The 15816-nt window shown below is 67.7% G+C and carries 14 protein-coding genes, 1 tRNA gene and 1 other RNA gene; 10 read left to right on the plus strand and 6 right to left on the minus strand.

The features are described from left to right. Positions 1 to 14 precede the first annotated feature (14 nt). Complete coding sequence (locus tag BJL86_RS02335) at positions 15 to 620, minus strand: TetR/AcrR family transcriptional regulator (RefSeq protein WP_082908432.1); 606 nt, start codon at positions 618 to 620, stop codon at positions 15 to 17. A 197-nt stretch (positions 621 to 817) separates the two neighbouring features. Between BJL86_RS02335 and tgt the strand changes: the two genes are divergently transcribed. Then, positions 818 to 2110, plus strand: coding sequence for a tRNA guanosine(34) transglycosylase Tgt (gene tgt / locus BJL86_RS02340; protein WP_082908434.1), 1293 nt, complete (start codon positions 818 to 820; stop codon positions 2108 to 2110). A 222-nt stretch (positions 2111 to 2332) separates the two neighbouring features. Here tgt and BJL86_RS02345 read toward each other — a convergent pair whose 3' ends face one another. Both BJL86_RS02345 and gluQRS read right to left on the minus strand, forming a co-directional pair. Next, on the minus strand, positions 2333 to 3169 hold the full coding sequence (locus tag BJL86_RS02345) for a queuosine precursor transporter (RefSeq protein WP_418235952.1): 837 nt from the start codon (positions 3167 to 3169) through the stop codon (positions 2333 to 2335). Positions 3170 to 3189: 20 nt separating this feature from the next. Then, positions 3190 to 4170: a tRNA glutamyl-Q(34) synthetase GluQRS gene (gene gluQRS / locus BJL86_RS02350; protein WP_075844789.1), complete on the minus strand. Its 981-nt coding sequence runs from the start codon at positions 4168 to 4170 to the stop codon at positions 3190 to 3192. A gap of 20 nt (positions 4171 to 4190) precedes the next feature. Between gluQRS and BJL86_RS02355 the strand changes: the two genes are divergently transcribed. The 4 genes from BJL86_RS02355 to BJL86_RS02370 all read left to right on the plus strand — a co-directional run bounded on the left by BJL86_RS02355 (position 4191) and on the right by BJL86_RS02370 (position 7272). Next, entirely contained in the window at positions 4191 to 4523 is a 333-nt protein-coding gene (locus tag BJL86_RS02355; RefSeq protein WP_067477185.1) for a 4a-hydroxytetrahydrobiopterin dehydratase, read from the plus strand. 152 nt (positions 4524 to 4675) lie between these two features. Beyond that, a complete protein-coding gene (locus BJL86_RS02360; RefSeq protein WP_067477189.1) occupies positions 4676 to 5680 on the plus strand; it encodes a methionine ABC transporter ATP-binding protein in 1005 nt (334 codons plus the stop codon). Next, positions 5677 to 6369, plus strand: a complete 693-nt coding sequence (locus BJL86_RS02365; protein ID WP_067477192.1) for a methionine ABC transporter permease — start codon at positions 5677 to 5679, stop codon at positions 6367 to 6369. Before BJL86_RS02360 ends, BJL86_RS02365 begins: the two co-directional genes overlap by 4 nt. 45 nt (positions 6370 to 6414) lie before the next feature. Further along, the gene (locus BJL86_RS02370) at positions 6415 to 7272 is read left to right on the plus strand and encodes a MetQ/NlpA family ABC transporter substrate-binding protein (RefSeq protein WP_067477195.1); all 858 of its coding nucleotides are present in this window, start codon (positions 6415 to 6417) and stop codon (positions 7270 to 7272) included. A gap of 87 nt (positions 7273 to 7359) precedes the next feature. On the opposite strand, the gene BJL86_RS02375 is transcribed toward BJL86_RS02370, so the two are convergent. Further along, positions 7360 to 7447 (minus strand) — tRNA-Ser (locus tag BJL86_RS02375). A 124-nt stretch (positions 7448 to 7571) separates the two neighbouring features. On the opposite strand from BJL86_RS02375, the gene ffs reads away from it, so the two are divergent. From ffs to recR, 5 genes are all read left to right on the plus strand, one after another. After that, positions 7572 to 7668, plus strand: an RNA gene (gene ffs / locus BJL86_RS02380) — signal recognition particle sRNA small type. A 175-nt stretch (positions 7669 to 7843) separates the two neighbouring features. After that, positions 7844 to 9136, plus strand: coding sequence for an aspartate aminotransferase type Ic (locus tag BJL86_RS02385; RefSeq protein WP_067477198.1), 1293 nt, complete (start codon positions 7844 to 7846; stop codon positions 9134 to 9136). Between the two features lie 617 nt (positions 9137 to 9753). Next, the gene (locus BJL86_RS02390) at positions 9754 to 12444 is read left to right on the plus strand and encodes a DNA polymerase III subunit gamma and tau (protein WP_075844790.1); all 2691 of its coding nucleotides are present in this window, start codon (positions 9754 to 9756) and stop codon (positions 12442 to 12444) included. Positions 12445 to 12538: 94 nt separating this feature from the next. Continuing rightward, complete coding sequence (locus tag BJL86_RS02395; RefSeq protein WP_067478716.1) at positions 12539 to 12889, plus strand: YbaB/EbfC family nucleoid-associated protein; 351 nt, start codon at positions 12539 to 12541, stop codon at positions 12887 to 12889. Positions 12890 to 12985: 96 nt separating this feature from the next. Then, complete coding sequence (gene recR / locus BJL86_RS02400; protein ID WP_067478713.1) at positions 12986 to 13666, plus strand: recombination mediator RecR; 681 nt, start codon at positions 12986 to 12988, stop codon at positions 13664 to 13666. Here recR and BJL86_RS02405 read toward each other — a convergent pair. Further along, positions 13663 to 14409: a type 1 glutamine amidotransferase gene (locus BJL86_RS02405; RefSeq protein ID WP_067478710.1), complete on the minus strand. Its 747-nt coding sequence runs from the start codon at positions 14407 to 14409 to the stop codon at positions 13663 to 13665. The genes recR and BJL86_RS02405 overlap by 4 nt on opposite strands. Further along, positions 14409 to 15758 (minus strand): Mur ligase family protein, encoded by a 1350-nt coding sequence (locus BJL86_RS02410; RefSeq protein WP_083657609.1) that lies wholly within the window; start codon positions 15756 to 15758, stop codon positions 14409 to 14411. The genes BJL86_RS02405 and BJL86_RS02410 overlap by 1 nt, the downstream gene beginning before the upstream one ends. Positions 15759 to 15816: the final 58 nt, after the last annotated feature.

A 15816-nucleotide genomic window follows, 5' to 3' on the forward strand; every position in this document is an offset into this window, starting at 1 on the left:
TCGGGCCAGGCTCGCTAGATGGTGTGCGAGCCGTTCGCGCGGCCGCGAGGCTCGAACTGGTCGGCCTGGGCGAACAGCATGGCGGTGACGCGGGCGTTTATGTCCGCGATCTCTTCCTCCTCGAGTTCGAGTGACTCGGACTGGAGCGCCGACATCTCGATCGCGGCGACGCTGCAGCGTCCCAGCATTAGCCGCCCCGGCGTCGACGAATCGAGCCCCGCCGCCGCAAGCAGTCGTTCGGCGATCTGGCTGTACATGTTGTCGACCGCGACATGGAGGGCGGGATCTTGGCTGGGCGCGCGAAAGACGGCGAGGTAGTTGTCACGACGGCGCCGCACGAACCGTGTGAAGGCGACGATGATGTCGTACAGGGGGTCCGTCGAGCTCTCCGGGTCCGGAAGTTCGATCTGCTTGATGAGAAAGTCTGCTGAGCGGTCGATGACAGCCGAGAGGTATTCGTGTTTGGAGCTGAAATAGTGGAAAAGCAGGCTGCGCGAGATTCCGGCCTCGCGCGCGACCGTGTCGATCGAGAACTCCGAGAACGAGGTCTCGTGGAGTAACTTCGCCCCGATCGCCACCAGCTGCGAGCGTCGTTCGCTCTGGCTCAATCGTCCTGACATGTCTTCCCCCCGAAAACTTCCGCGCACATTGCGCGCGTAAAACTATATTCGCCGAATAACCGTTTGGTAGCGCTACCTAAGTTTGCGGCAGGAACTACTGTATAGCTTGCGGTCGGAAGCGCTGGAATGGTGTCTGGGCGAGGGCTGTGCGAATGCTCCGGGCTGCACCGATACCCGCCTGTGGAACTATGGATTTCATGCCGAATCCCGCACCGGAACCGCACGGATCCGCGAAAAGCGAATACTTCGAGACCACCGCACGCCTTGCGGTACCGGGAACCGCCGGAGGCCGCAGTGGTGTCATCATGACGCCGCACGGCGCGATCGAGACGCCGGCCTTTATCCCCGTGGGCACGAAAGCCACCGTGAAGACCCTGCTGCCGGAGCAGATCGCGTCGACCGGTGCGCAGGCGGTGCTTGCGAATGCGTATCACCTGTACCTGCAGCCGGGCCACGACATCGTCGACGCCGCCGGCGGGGTCGGTGCGTTCATGAACTGGCCGGGGCCGACCTACACCGACTCAGGCGGCTTCCAGGTAATGAGTCTGGGTGTGGGGTTCAAGAAGGTCATCGAGATGTCCGCGACCGGAACCCCGGACGATTCGGCGACGAGGGCGAATAAGGAGCGCCTCGCGCGCGTCGATGAGGAGGGCGTGACCTTCCGCTCGCACCTCGATGGCTCCTCGCACCGGTTTACCCCGGAGGTGTCCATGCAGATCCAGCACGGACTCGGCGCGGACATCATGTTCGCCTTCGATGAGCTCACCACGTTGATGAACACTCGCGGTTATCAGGAGCAGTCCGTGGAACGCACGCGGCGCTGGGCCGAGCGCTGCCTCGTCGAGCACAACCGTTTGACGGCGGAGCGTGCGGATAAACCACCGCAGTCTCTGTGGGGCGTGATCCAGGGCGCGCAGTACGAGGACCTGCGGCGGCAGGCAGTGCGCGGCCTACTCGAGATGAGCGACCGGTTCACCGAGTCCGGGCAGCGCGGATTCGGCGGGTTCGGCATCGGCGGCGCGCTGGAGAAAGAGAACCTCGGCACGATCGTCGGTTGGTGCACCTCCGAGATGCCGGAGGACATGCCGCGCCACCTGCTCGGGATCTCGGAGCCCGACGATGTCTTTACGGCGGTAGAGAACGGGGCGGACACGTTCGACTGCGTCGCGCCGACCCGGCTCGCTCGGCACGGCGGGATTTACACGCGCTCGGGGAAGGTCAACATCACCAAGGCGATGTACCGGCGGGACTTCACCCCGCTCGACCCGGAGGGCGACCACCCCGTGGACGCGCAGTACACGCGGGCGTACCTGCACCACATGTTCAAGGCCAAGGAGTATCTCGGCGCGCAGATCTGCACCCTGCACAACGTGCGGTTCATCATCCGGATGGTTGCCGATATTCGCTCGGCCATTGCCGGTGGGACCGACGAGTACCTCGCGTTCAAGGAGGACTTCCTCGGCCGCTATTACGCGGGACGGGCGAAGTAAATTCGGCCGGAGCGGTTGTTGTTCGGCGCGGGGCGGGCGCCTGCCAGGGGGTTGTGCGGAGTTTGGGCGCCGTCACCATCTCGAGTACCGCGCACCTCGTGAATTGACGGGGTCTGCGGTACTCGAGATGGTGACGGCGCGGGGGCCTGCTGGCGCGGGGGCCTGCTGGCGCGGGGGCCTGCTGGCGCGGGGGCCTGCTGGCGCGGCGCCCGGCTGGCGCGGCTACTCCTGCGGCGCCCCGGCGGCCCGCTCCGCCTCGTACCGGCGCAGCGATTCCTGGTAGGTCGGCTCGGCCTTCTTGATCCGCTGGATGATCGCGTACGAGAACGGCATGATGATCGCCTCGACGGCGACCTTCCACACGAACCCGATGACCGTGTAGTTCCAGTAGTCCGCAGATCCGATCGTCATCCCGAGCGCGCTCGCCGCGATCGTGCAGAACACCAGCGTGTCGAAGAGCTGTCCGACAACAGTCGAGGTCAGCATGCGCGCCCACAAAGTCCGCTCGCCGGTCAGCCGCTTCATGCGCACCATCACGTACGAGTTGATCAGCTCGCCGACCACGTAGCCGGCGAGCCCGGCGGCGAGGAATTGCGGCACGACTCCGACCACGGCGCCGAAGGCGTCCTGGTTCTCGTAGAAGTCGGGGGCCGGCATGTGCATGGCCAACGTGAAACACGCGGACGCGAGCAGCTGCACGGCGAAACCCATCGCCACGACGCGGCGCATAGTGCGGAAGCCCCAGATCTCGCTGATCACGTCGCCGAGGACGTAGGCGAGGGGGAAGAGGAAGAAGGCGCCGTCGGTGACGAGACCGTCGAGCTGGAAGATTCCGAGGTCGAGGTGCAGGTCGGGGAAGAGGAGCACGGCCTTCGTGGCCGCGACGTTGGAGATGAGCATCACGCCGATGAACAGCGCGACGACGGTGAGGAGGGTGTAGGACGTTACTGAGGCGAACGCCGGTTCGGGGCGAAAGTCGGCCGAGGGGCCCTGACCTTTGCCGCGAGCCGGCTGCCCAGACTCTGGGTGGCCGCCGGGGGCGGAAGTTTTTCTAGTCACGAGCAGTGATTATGACACCTCTACCACTGGCCGGGCGCAACCCACGGCCCGCCGAATTCCGCCCTGGGCGCCAGCAGCGCCGGCGAGAACCGCGCGGAAATGTCCCGTACAGACCGCGCACCGGGCACGCCGAGGGACTCGCCGATCGCCGTCACCACCTGCCCCGGGTCGACGCCGGCGGCGACGAGTTCGGCGAGCGTATGCCCGCCATCGCGCTTGGCCAGCCGCTCACCACCGGGCGCCACGGCGAGCGGGACGTGCGCGTATTCCACGGCCGGAAGCCCGAGCAGCCGCGCAAGCCACGCCTGCCGCGGCGCCGAATCGAGGAGGTCGAGCCCGCGCACCACTTGGTCGACCCCGGCCGCCGCATCGTCCACCACCACCGCGAGGTTGTAGGCCCACGCGCCATCGCCGCGGCGCAGCACGAAATCGTCGACCACCCCGGTGAATTCGCCCTGCACGGCGTCATGAATATGGCATATGACGCCGGAGTCGCCGTTCTCCCCGCGCGTTTCCGGGTCCGCCCGTACGCGAATGGCAGGCACCTTGTTCGGCGGCATCGCGGCGCGGCGGCGTTCGCGTTCGGCGGCGGTCAGGTCGCGGCAGGTGCCCGGGTACGCGCCGGGCGGGGCATGGGGCGCGCGGGGTGCGTCGAGAACGTCCTTGCGCGAACAGAAGCATTCGAAGGTGCGGCCGGCGGCGCTTAGTCGTTCGAGGGCCTCCGCGTAGCGCCCGTGGCTGCGGGATTGCCATTCGGGCTCGCGGTCCCACTCCAGGCCGAGACGCGCGAGGTCCGCGATCTGCTCGCGCGCCACTTCCGCGCGCGAGCGCTGCGGGTCGAGGTCGTCGATGCGCAATAAGAATTCGCGGCCCGAGCGCCTGGCGAAGGCGAAGGCGAGCACGGCCGTGCGCAGATTCCCCAGGTGCAGCGCGCCGCTCGGGGAGGGGGCGTAGCGGCCGGCGCCGGCGGGCGAGGATTCTCGGGCGGCATGGGTACTCACAAAGTGGGACACTAGTAGACATGAGCGATGCAGCAGACAAGAACGTACTGGACGACGAGCAGATCACCGAGGCACTCGCCGAGCTCCCCGGCTGGGCGCACACCGAGGGCGCGCTGACGTTCACGGCGAAGTGCGAGTCCGCAGAGGCAGCGATCGGCCTGTTCGACAAGATCGCGGCCGCGGCCGAGAACGCGAACCATCACCCCGACGTGCTGTGGTCGTACAACGAGATCACCGTGGACCTGTCGAGCCACGATGTCGGCGGGGTCACCCAGCGTGACACCCGCCTGGCGAAGACCATCAGCGGACTCGCCGAGGCGGCCGGCGCGCAGGTGTACGACGGCCAGGACTGACCGCCGGATAGTCAAACGCCGGGCTACCGTTGGATCGAAGCCCGGATCGAACTCCGGACGATGCGCGCTTTCCTGAACGAGAGGTTTAGGATTTACACCGCGCAAGGGATGCCTCCTGTTAAGGAAGGCACGCCACCACTTCTGGAGTTCACATGATCGAACTGACGAAAGTCAGCAAAGTTTTCCCCGGCCCGGTGACGGCTCTCGACGAGGTGGACCTGTCGATCCCGGCGGGGCAGATCCACGGGATCGTCGGCCGCTCGGGTGCCGGCAAGTCGACGCTCATCCGTTGTCTCACGGGGCTCGACCGCGCCACGTCCGGCTCGATCGAGGTGGGCGGTGTCGACATGGGCAGCGCCAAAGGCTCCGCGCTCGCGGGGGCAAGGCGTCAGATCGGCATGGTCTCGCAGAACGTCAACCTGCTCGATTCGCGCACCGCCGAGAAGAACATCGCGCACCCGCTGAAGATCGCCGGCGCCAAGCCCGCGGACATCGCTGCGCGCGTCGACGAATTGCTCGAGCTCGTCGGACTCACCGAGCGCCGCAAAAATTACCCCGCGCAGCTCTCCGGCGGACAGCAGCAGCGCGTCGGCATCGCCCGCGCTCTGGCGACGAATGCCCCGGTCCTGCTGTGCGACGAGCCGACCTCCGCGCTCGACACGGCCACCACGCGCCAGATCCTCGAGCTCATCCGCCGCGTCCGCGACCGGCTCGGCGTCACCGTCCTCATCATCACCCACGAGATGTCCGTGGTTCGGGAGGTCTGCGACTCGGTCACCCTTCTCGCCGAGGGCCGCGTCGAGCGGACGGGCCCGATCCTCGATGTCATCGGCGATGCCGGTTCCCCGCTTGCGAAGGAACTCATCCCCATGCCCTCTTCCGGCACCTCGCGCGACGGGGAGACGCTGCTGGAAATCATGACGGCGGAAGGCGCATCGCGCCCCGACGTCACCGAGATCTTCGCGCTCCTGCGCCAGGAGGGCATCGAGGCGACGATCGAGGCGGGGACCATCGAAACGATCTCCGGGCGGCAGATCGGGCGGTTGCACCTCCGGCCGAAGCGCCCGCAGGACGATATCGCCGCGGCGCTCCAGCTGCTCCGTTCCAAGGGCATTTACGCGCAGCCCCTCGGTGACGCGGAAGGAGAAACCGCATGACCCTCTCGGTTCTCGCTGCCGACGAGAAATTCTTCGGTAACCCGGTGTTCCAGAATCAGCTGTTGCCCGCGACCCTCGAGACGATTTACATGACGATCGCGACGTCGCTCATCGTCGCGATCTTCGGCCTGCCGCTCGGGGTGTTCCTGCACAACCTCGGCCCGCGCGGTCTGTACCCGAACAGGGGCGTCTACCGGGTGCTCAGCCTGCTTGTCGACCTCGGCCGCTCGGTGCCGTTCATCGTGCTGCTCATCGCGCTCATCCCGTTCACCCGCATCATCGTCGGCACGGCGCTCGGCTGGGGCGCGGCCGTGGTGCCGCTGTCCGTGGGCGCGATCCCCTTCTTCGCTCGGCTCGTCGAGAACTCGCTGCGCGAGGTGTCCGCCGGCAAGGTCGAGGCGGTGAAGATGATGGGCGCCTCCAACGGACACATAACCCGCCACGTCCTCGTCCGCGAGGGCATGCCTGGCATCGTCGGCGGATTCACCGTCACCGTCGTCACGCTCATCAGCTACTCGGCGATGGCCGGCGTGATCGGCGGCGGGGGCCTCGGCACCCTCGCCTTCAACTACGGCTACCAGCGCTACCAGGCGGACACGATGCTCGCCTGTGTCGTGCTCCTCGTGATCATCGTGGCGCTCGTGCAATACACCGGCGACAAGATCGCCCACGCGATCGACCATCGTTGATCGTTCAGAATCCACAAAAATAGAGACAGAAGAAAAGGACTCACCATGTCACGTTTCAGCGGGTTCCGTCCCGTAAAAATCGCAGCGGCCGCAACCGCCGCAGCTCTCGCGCTCGCAGGCTGCGGGCTCGTCGGGGGTAACGACAAGGAGGTCGGCACCGAGGCGAACGGCGTCACGACGCTCAAGATCGGTGTCTCGCCGGTGCCCCACGGAGATATCGTCCGCTTCGTCAATGACGAGCTCGCCGAGGACGCGGGACTCAACCTCGAGATCATCGAGTACAACGACTACAACATCCCCAACCAGGAGCTGGGCGAGGGCGGCCTGGACGCGAACTACTTCCAGCACGAGCCGTGGTTCGACGAGGAGGTCGAGGGTCAGGGCTACGACCTCGCCCACTTCGCAGGCATCCACATCGAGCCGTTCGCGCTGTACTCGGACAAGTATGACGACGTCGCCGATATCCCGGACGGCGCGAAGATCGGCATCAACAACGATCCGTCGAACCAGGGCCGCGGCCTGGAGCTGCTGCAGGAGGCGGGGCTCATCACGCTCGCCGATGGAGTCGATGGCTCGAGCGCCACGCTCAGCGATGTCGAGGAGAACGACAAGAACATCGAATTCATCGAGGCGGATGCCGCGTCGCTGGCACGTACCCTGCAGGATGTCGATGCCTCCGTCATCAACGGCAACAATGCCCTCGAGGCCGGGCTGTCCCCGGTCGATGACTCGCTGATCATCGAGGACGGCGAGAACAACCCATACGCCAACTTCCTCGCCGTGCGTGCAGGGGACGAGAACAACGAGCACCTCAAGAAGCTCGACGAGCTGCTCCACTCCGACGAGGTACGCGACTTCATCGAGGAGAACTGGCCGGAGGGCGAGGTTCTGCCCGCGTTCTGATGCGCGGGAATCTCCGGACCTGAGGCTCGGAGACGCAGAGACAGAAAAAGACGAGGTCCCCGGTGAAAACCGGGGACCTCGTCCCGTTGGCGGAGGATAGGGGATTTGAACCCCTGAGGGCGTTAACCCAACCCGCGTTCCAGGCGAGCGCCATAGGCCACTAGGCGAATCCTCCGGAAAGAACACTACTGAATCGGCGCCCGAGATTTCAAACTGCGGGCAACGGGCGCCTTAAGCGGCGAGGAATCCGGCGGCCACCGGCCGGCTCGCTCCACGGTCGCGTTGTGCGCTATTGTGGGGTCCGGACCTCGCGTGGCGTCCACCCTGTGAATTCCCCCAGGACCGGAAGGTAGCAAGGGTCAACGGGCTCTGGCGGGTGCGCGGGGTCCCTTAATTTTCTCCGGCGGTCGAGTATCTCCCGCCGCTGTATCTCCCTCCTTTACTCCCGTCGCGGAGGCGTGCTCCGAGAGGAAGAGCAGGTCCGGCGTCATAGGTGAAGAGACGGCTCGCGGGGGACGGTGAAGGCGCTAATCTGGTCGGGTAACCGTACCCACGAGCGGAGCAGACACTGATGCCTGAATCCACGGAACGTAAGCCGCTGACCGAGCTGTCCGGCGAGGATCTCGCGCGCCTCGAGAGCGACCTCGCCGCCGAATTCGAGGAGATCTCTCAGATCGGCCTGGGGCTCGACCTGACCCGTGGCAAGCCTTCGGCCGCGCAGCTCGACCTGTCCGAGCGGCTCCTCGGGCTGCCGGAGCCGGGAGATCATCTCGCGGGGAAGACCGACGTGCGCAACTACGGCGGGATCACGGGCATCGCGGAGCTACGCGCGCTGATGGCGGAGATCCTCGGCGTGCGCCCGGACGAGGTGTACGCCTGCGATAACGCGAGCCTGTCGGTGATGTACGACTTGATCTCGTTCGCGCTGCTCTTCGGTACCGAGGATTCGCCCAGGCCGTGGATCGAGGACACGGACCGGAAATGGCTCTGCCTCGTGCCCGGCTACGACCGGCACTTCGCCGTGACCGAGAAGTTCGGCTTCGAGATGATTCCCGTCGAGATGGGTCCCGAGGGCCCCGATATGGACGAGGTCGAACGGCTCGCAGCGGACCCGGCCGTGAAGGGCTTGTGGGCGGTGCCGATCTATTCGAACCCGACCGGATTGACGCTCTCCGATCATGTCATCGAGCGGCTGGCGAAGATGGAGACCGGCGCACCCGATTTCCGAGTGATCTGGGACAACGCCTACGTCGTGCACACGCTGGCAGCGGACTTCCCGAAGGCCGCGAACGTCCTCGAGGCTGCCGCCAACGCGGGTCACCCCAACCGCTTCTGGCAGGTGTGCTCGACGTCGAAGATCACCTTCGCCGGCGCCGGCGTGAGCTTTCTGTCCGCGACCGAGAGCGAGCTCGCCTGGTACGGAAAGCATGCCGGGGTGCGGACGATCGGCCCGAACAAGGTCAACCAGCTCGCACACGTGCGCTTCTTCGAGACCGCCGAAGGGCTGCGCCAGCACATGCAGCTGCACAGGGAGATTCTCGTGCCGAAATTCGAGGCCTCACGCTCCGCGCTCGAGGCGCGACTCGGCGGCTACGAGGTGGCGAGCTGGACCGATCCCGAGGGCGGGTACTTTATCGACCTGTCGGTGGGGGACGGTACGGCGACGCAGATCGTCGAGATGGCCGCGAAGGCAGGCGTCGCCTTGACTCCGGCCGGTGCCGCCTATCCCTACGGCAAGGATCCCAACGACCGCCATATTCGCCTGGCGCCGACCATGCCGCCCCTCGACGAGGTGGAGAAGGCGATCGACGTGGTCGGCCTGTGCACGTTGCTGTGCGCGGTGCGCAAGGCGCAGGCGGTGTGACGCGAGCGGGTGTTGACCTTTGCTTAGCTAATTAAAAATCACGCATTCGAAGGTGCGGCTCTGGCGGGAGCCGCACCTTCGTGTTTATGCGAGTTGCTTTACCGGATCGAGAACTTCTGGTCGGTTGCACGGGGTGGCCGATGCGCCCTTCGCGTCGCGGACATCGAGTCGTGCATTGGGGTGTCCTTCTGGAAAAGATGCAGTCCAGATGGGTTCTGATTCCCTCCGCCCGGGGGTGCCGACGGTTACATTCTTCATTGGCGAGGTTTGGCTGATCTAGCAGGCAAAAGTATTGAACGTTTGTCCAGTTAGCCCGATTTCCGGGCTTTGGGGTGCTTGTAGAAACAAAAATGTTCTGGTTGTCTCAATGGTGGCTCGCACCGAGGGGCGCTGGCAGAGAGTGAGGGCTCTCGGCCGCGAAATGGTGAGAGTGCATGCTCTCGGCCTGAGGGGGCCGAGAGCTTCAACATAAGGGGGATGTCCTGGGGTCGCGTGGCGTCGTTTTCGGTGCCCGCGGCCCCAGGCTCGTATCGTCCGCGCGACGCAATCGCGTCGCTCCGTCGTCTGCGTCCGGAAGCGCTCCCGCGTTGTCGGAGTGGGCAAGTACCCTAGAGCCCGTGGCGTTGTATCGAAAGTATCGCCCGGCCACGTTTGCGGAGGTCGTCGGGCAAGAGCATGTGACAGATCCGCTGTCCGCGGCCCTGCGGTCCGGGCGGATCAACCACGCCTTTCTGTTCTCGGGCCCGCGGGGCTGCGGTAAGACCTCGTCGGCGCGGATCATGGCGCGTTCGCTCAATTGTGTGGAGGGGCCGACCCCGGAGCCCTGCGGGGTATGCGATTCCTGCGTATCCCTCGCGCCGGGCGGACCCGGCAACCTCGACGTCATCGAGCTGGACGCGGCGAGCCACGGCAACGTCGACGACACGAGGGAGCTGCGCGAGAAGGCGTTCTACGCGCCGGCGTCCTCGCGCTATCGCGTGTTCATCATCGACGAGGCACACATGGTGTCCAATGCGGGCTTCAACGCGCTGCTCAAGATCGTCGAGGAGCCGCCGGTGCACCTCATCTTCATTTTCGCGACGACCGAGCCGGAGAAGGTGCTGCCGACGATCAAATCGCGCACGCATCATTATCCGTTCCGTCTGCTCACTCCCACCGCGATGCGCGCGCTCCTCGAGCGCATCTGCGAGTCCGAGAACGTGCGGGTGGACCCGCCGGTATTCCCCCTCGTCATTCGGCAGGGCGGGGGTTCGCCGCGAGATACGTTGTCGGTGCTCGACCAGCTCGTCGCCGGTTCGGAGGACGATCACGTCGAGTATTCCGGTGCCGCCGCACTGTTGGGGGTTACCGAGAACTCGCTGCTCGATGCCACTGTGGAGTCACTTGCCGCGGCTGATGGCGCGGCGCTTTTCCGCACGGTCGACCGGGTGATCGAGGCCGGGCACGACCCGCGCCGCTTCGTGTCGGATCTGCTGCAGCGCATGCGGGATCTGATCATGGTTCAGTCCGTGCCGCAGGCCATCGAACGCGGCCTCGTCGATGCCCCGGGAGAGGAGGCCGAATCGCTGGCTCGGCAGGCGGACTCCATGGGTCCGGCGACGTTGGCGCGCCTCGCGGACGAGGTGCACAGTGGCCTCGACTCGATGCGCGGCGCCACGTCGCCGCGGCTCCTGCTGGAGATTCTGTGTGCTCGTCTTCTCCTCCCCGAGGCTGACGGCGGAGTCGCCGCGCTCTCCCAGCGTGTCGAGCAGCTCGAGCGCGGAGTCGGGTCGGTGTCGGCCGGCTCCGCAGGCGGTGCGGAGAACGCGTCGGCGCCTGCCCCGGCAGCGGACGGCGGCGTTCCCGCGGGCGCCGGCGCCGCGACCGGCTCCGAGTCCGCGCCCCGCTACGTGCGCCCCTCGCAGCGCCGGAAGGCCGAGCAAGCAGGCGGCGCCCCGGCCGCCGCCGAACAGTCGACACCCGAGCAGCAGGCGTCCGCACAGCCGGAGCCCGAACAGCAGGCGCCTCAAGCGGTTCCGCGGCAAGTGCCGCAAACCGCAGCGGACACTGCGCAGGAGGGTCCGGCGGAGCCCGCAGCGGAAAGCGCCGCCACCGAGCACACGGCCGAAGAGCCGGCCGAAACACCGGAAGCTACACCCGCCGGGAACCAGAACGACGATGCCTCCGGAGACAGCTCGGCAGCGATGGCTACCGGCGCAGCTGCCTCCGGAGCCGCGGCTGCCGGCGCGGTGGCCGCAGGCACTGCGGCGGGGACGCGCGACGAGCAGGCCGCGCCGCCCCGCGAAGCGGAACCGGGCGCCCCGCAGCCGGGACCAGCGCAGCCGAAGCCAGCGCAGTCGGTGGAAACGGCTCCCGTCGCTCCGGCCGAGGCGCAGAGCGCGGGCGCACAGGGATGGCCGGAGCCGGCCCGGCCCGCGAACGAGAACTCCGGCGACAGGGAAGCTCGCGAAGCTCCGGCGCCGGCGCGTTCGCTCGATACCGAGGAACTGCGTCGCGCGTGGCCGGAGGTTCGCCGCGCTGTCCGCGAGCGCTCCCGCACGCTCGAGGTGATGCTCGCCGACGCCGTGATCACCCGGGTCGAGGGCAACGAGGTCGTGCTCTCGCACAAGACCGCGGCGCTCGCTAACCGCATCAATGAACCGCACCATGCGAGCACTATCTCCGAGGCTATGTCCGCGGTGTTCGGCGGGACCTGGCACGCGCGCGCCGAACGCGATGGCGCACCGGCGGGCGGGCGACAGGAACCGCAGCGGGCCTTCGCTCCGCGGCAACCGGAACAAGCGCCGCCGGAGCCGCAGGCGCCGCAAAGCAGCGCGCCACGGGGCAGGGCCGAGCAGCCGCGCCGGCGACCGCAGCCGGTCGAGGATGTTCCGCCGCCGCCCGAGGAACCCGAGCCGCCGGCCGACTGGGAACCGCCGGAGGACTGGTCCGGCGAGGCCGCGCGCCCTGAAGGGCCGGGGGAGCAGGCACCTCCGACGTCATCCGCGCCGCGAGTGGCGGACGAGCGCGGGGACGGCCCCGCCGGCTCGCCCCAGGCAACGCCCGCGGAGCCGGCTGGTGATGCAGCAGAGGAGCGCCAGGGCAGGAGGCTGACCTGGGCCGAACGCGCCGCCGCCGCACAGGCGCGTGCCGAACCGGAAGCGCCGGCAGGGCAGGCGGCGACCGGCGAGCCGAGCGGGCCGGAAGTCAGCGAGCAGGACATGGTCGACGAGGCGCGCAGCGGCCCGCAGAACATCGACCACCGCACGCCGGAGGAGATCGCCCTGGCGCTGCTCAAGGAGCACCTCGGCGCCACGCCGCTCGAGTGAGCGCGTACGTGGGCGCGGCCCCGGGTGGGGCGCGGGCGAAATGTCGGCAGACACCGTTACGCTGGGGTGAAACGACCTCGAATTAGGAGTGCCAATGCAGCCCGGTGGAATGCCCAACGGAGATATGAATCAGCTTCTCGCGCAGGCGCAGCAAATGCAGTCGCAGCTCGCCGCCGCACAGCAGGAGATCGCGGCCTCGGAGGTCACCGGGGAGGCCGGTGGCGGCCTGGTCAAGGTAACCATGACGGGCACGGGCAAGGTTTCCAACGTTGCGATCGACCCGAAGATCGTCGACCCCGAGGACGTCGAAACGCTGCAGGACCTCGTCGTCGGCGCTTACAACAACGCCCACGAGAATGTCGCCCAGCTCGCCGAGACCAAGCTCGGCCCGCTGGCCGGTGGCATGGGCGGCCTCGGGGACATGATGGGTGGCCTCGGCATGTAATTGCCGAGTGCATCGACATCCACTCAGCGCGGCGATCGGCGGGTTCTTGCGGACCTGGCATCGCCGCGCCCGGCGAACGAATAACGAGCGAATACTGTGTACGAAGGTCCAGTCCAGAATCTGATCGATGAGCTAGGCAAGCTTCCGGGCATCGGCCCGAAGAGCGCCCAGCGCATCGCGTTCTACCTACTGCAGGCCGAGCCGGAAGACATCGAACGGCTGCAGAACTCGCTCGGCGAGATCCTCGGCGGCGTCAACTACTGCGAGGTCTGCGGCACCGTGTCCGCCGAGAAGCGCTGCCAGATCTGCTCCGATCCGCGGCGCGACCTCTCGCTCGTGTGCGTCGTCGAAGAACCGCGCGACATCCAGGCGATCGAGCGCACCAAGGAGTACAGCGGCGTCTACCACGTCCTCGGCGGCAGCCTCGATCCGATCAACGGCATCGGCCCGGACCAGCTGCGCATCTCGCAGTTGCTGCGCCGGGTCGCCGGATCCACCCCGGAAACGCAAAGCACCTCGGGGGATGACGGCGAAGCGCCGGAACCCATCGAGGTCGGCGAGGTCATCATCGCCACCGACCCGAATACGACCGGAGAGGCGACGGCCTCGTACCTCGTGCGTCTGCTCCGCGATTTCCCGGGACTGACGATCAGCCGGCTCGCCTCGGGCCTGCCCATGGGCGGGGACCTCGAATTCGCCGACGAGATCACCCTCGGGCACGCCCTGTCCGGGCGGCGGGTGTTGTCGAAGTCGGCGGCGGGAAGCGGCGCGGGCTAGCGGCGGCCGGCCGCGAGACGCTCGGACCGCAGGCGCTCCTGCGCCGGCACGTCGACCGGGTCCAGCGTGTCGACACCGAGAGCCCGGGAAAGCAGCAGGTCTGCGAGCTGGGGATTGCGCGAGAGCGCAGGCCCGTGCATGTACGTCGCGATGATGCTGCCCTGAACAACGCCCTCTCCGCCGTCATCGGCGGGGCCTTCCCCTCCGGCGACGCCATTGCCGGTCCCGGCGGTGACACGGCCGAGCGGGGCCGCGTCGGGGCCGAGCTCCGTGGCGCCCATGTGGTTCTCGAAGCCGAGGAGCGGTTCGGTGAGGCCGTCCAGCAGGGGAGCGGACGCGACCTCGCCGATCGAGCGGGTCTTCTGCGGCAGCGTCGTGACATCGAGCAGGCCGAGGCCGGGAACGCGCGAACCATCGGCGATCGCGAACCACTCACCGAAGATCTGCATGCCCGCGCAGATCGCGAGCACCGGCGTGCCCTTCGCGACGGCCGCCTGCACGCCGCGAGAATCGCTCAGATGCTTCGTCGCGAGAACCTGCGCGGCATCCTCGCCGCCGCCGACGGCGTAGATATCGCAGGAATCCGGGACCGGATCGTCGAGGGTGATGCGCACGATCTCCGCGTCGTAGCCGCGCCAGCGCAGTCGCTGCCGCAGGATCAGCGCGTTGCCATCATCGCCATAGGTGCCCATCACATCGGGGAGGATCAACCCGATCCGAACCGTCGAATCGTTCGTGCTCATTACTTGCCTCCCTTGCGCTCGGCGATCGCGCGACCGAGATCGCGGAACGCCGTGTAGTTGGCGAGAACCTCGACCCGGCCCGGCGGGCACGCGGCGATCGCGTCGAGCGGCGCGTCGATCAGCGTGTGCGTGACGCCCGCGTAGGTGAGCCGCACCGACAGGTCCGCGCCGCGCTCGCCGGCGGCGAAGACCTCGAGCTCGGAGAACGACTCGAACTGCACATCCCACAGCCACGACAGGTCCACGCCGTCGGCAACCTGGCCGTTGACCGCGATGACGAGGCCCTCGGCGGACTTATCGATCATCGACAGCGCCTCCTGCCAGCCCGCGGGATTCTTCGCGAGCAGGAGATGCGCCTCCTGCGCGCCGAGCGTGACCGTGGAGTAGCGGCCGGCGACGTCAGACACCTTCCCGACCGCCTCGACCGCGCGCCGCGGGTCGGCCCCCATCGCCACGGCGCCCGCGACGGCCTGCGCCGCGTTCCCGCGATTCGCTCGGCCGGGCAACGCCAGTTCCATCGGTGCGGAGAATCCACCCGGCCCGTAGATGTGGGTGTCGTCGACCCACCACGCGGGCGCCGGGCGCTCGAAGCGCGTCCCGTCTGGCATCGGCGCGGTCGCGTGCCAGTGCATCTCGGAGGCGCCGGAGACACCGGGCGCGGTGGAGCGGACCACCGCGGAACCGGTGCGCGGGCAGCTCACCGAATCGCCGGTCCACGCGTTGCCCGCGGCGACCCACACGACGTTCGGGTGGTCGAATGCGGCGGAGGTGACCATCACGTCATCGCAGTTCGCGACGATCGTCGCCTGCGGATTCGCCTCGACCCCGGCCCGTAGGCGCCGCTCGATGCTGTTGATCTCGCCCACTCGGTCGAGCTGGTCGCGGGTGAGGTTGAGCATGACGATGACCTCGGGCCGGGTGTTCTCGGCGACCTGGGGTGTGTGCAGCTCGTCCACCTCGATCGCGGCGAGCGGCGCCTCGCGGTCGGCGGCGAGCGCCGAGACGATTCCGGCGTCCATATTGTCGCCGTTCGCGTTCGAGGCGACCGGCCCGAGCGTCCGCATCGCGGCGGCGAGCATCCGAGTGGTCGTCGACTTGCCGTTGGTGCCGGTGACGAGCGCGCTGCGCCGCCCCACCGCCAGCTGCGCCATGAGATCCGGGTCGAGCTTGAGCGAGACGAGCCCGCCGATCATGCCGCCCGAGCCGCGCCCGCTCACCCGCGAGGCCCACGTGGCCAGCGAACCGGCCGCCGCGGCAACGCGCCCGCGCGGCGTCAACCCGGGGCGAGCCGGGCGCCTGGCGCCGGAGGCTCCGGAAGATGCTGTCGAATCGGGGGCCGAAGAATTCATGTGCGCGATTTTATGCCCTTCATGTCGTATGACGTCGGAGGCGGCACCCTCCGGCCCG

Origin of the sequence: Dietzia timorensis (genome assembly GCF_001659785.1) — a bacterium.
GTDB lineage: Bacteria > Actinomycetota > Actinomycetes > Mycobacteriales > Mycobacteriaceae > Dietzia > Dietzia timorensis.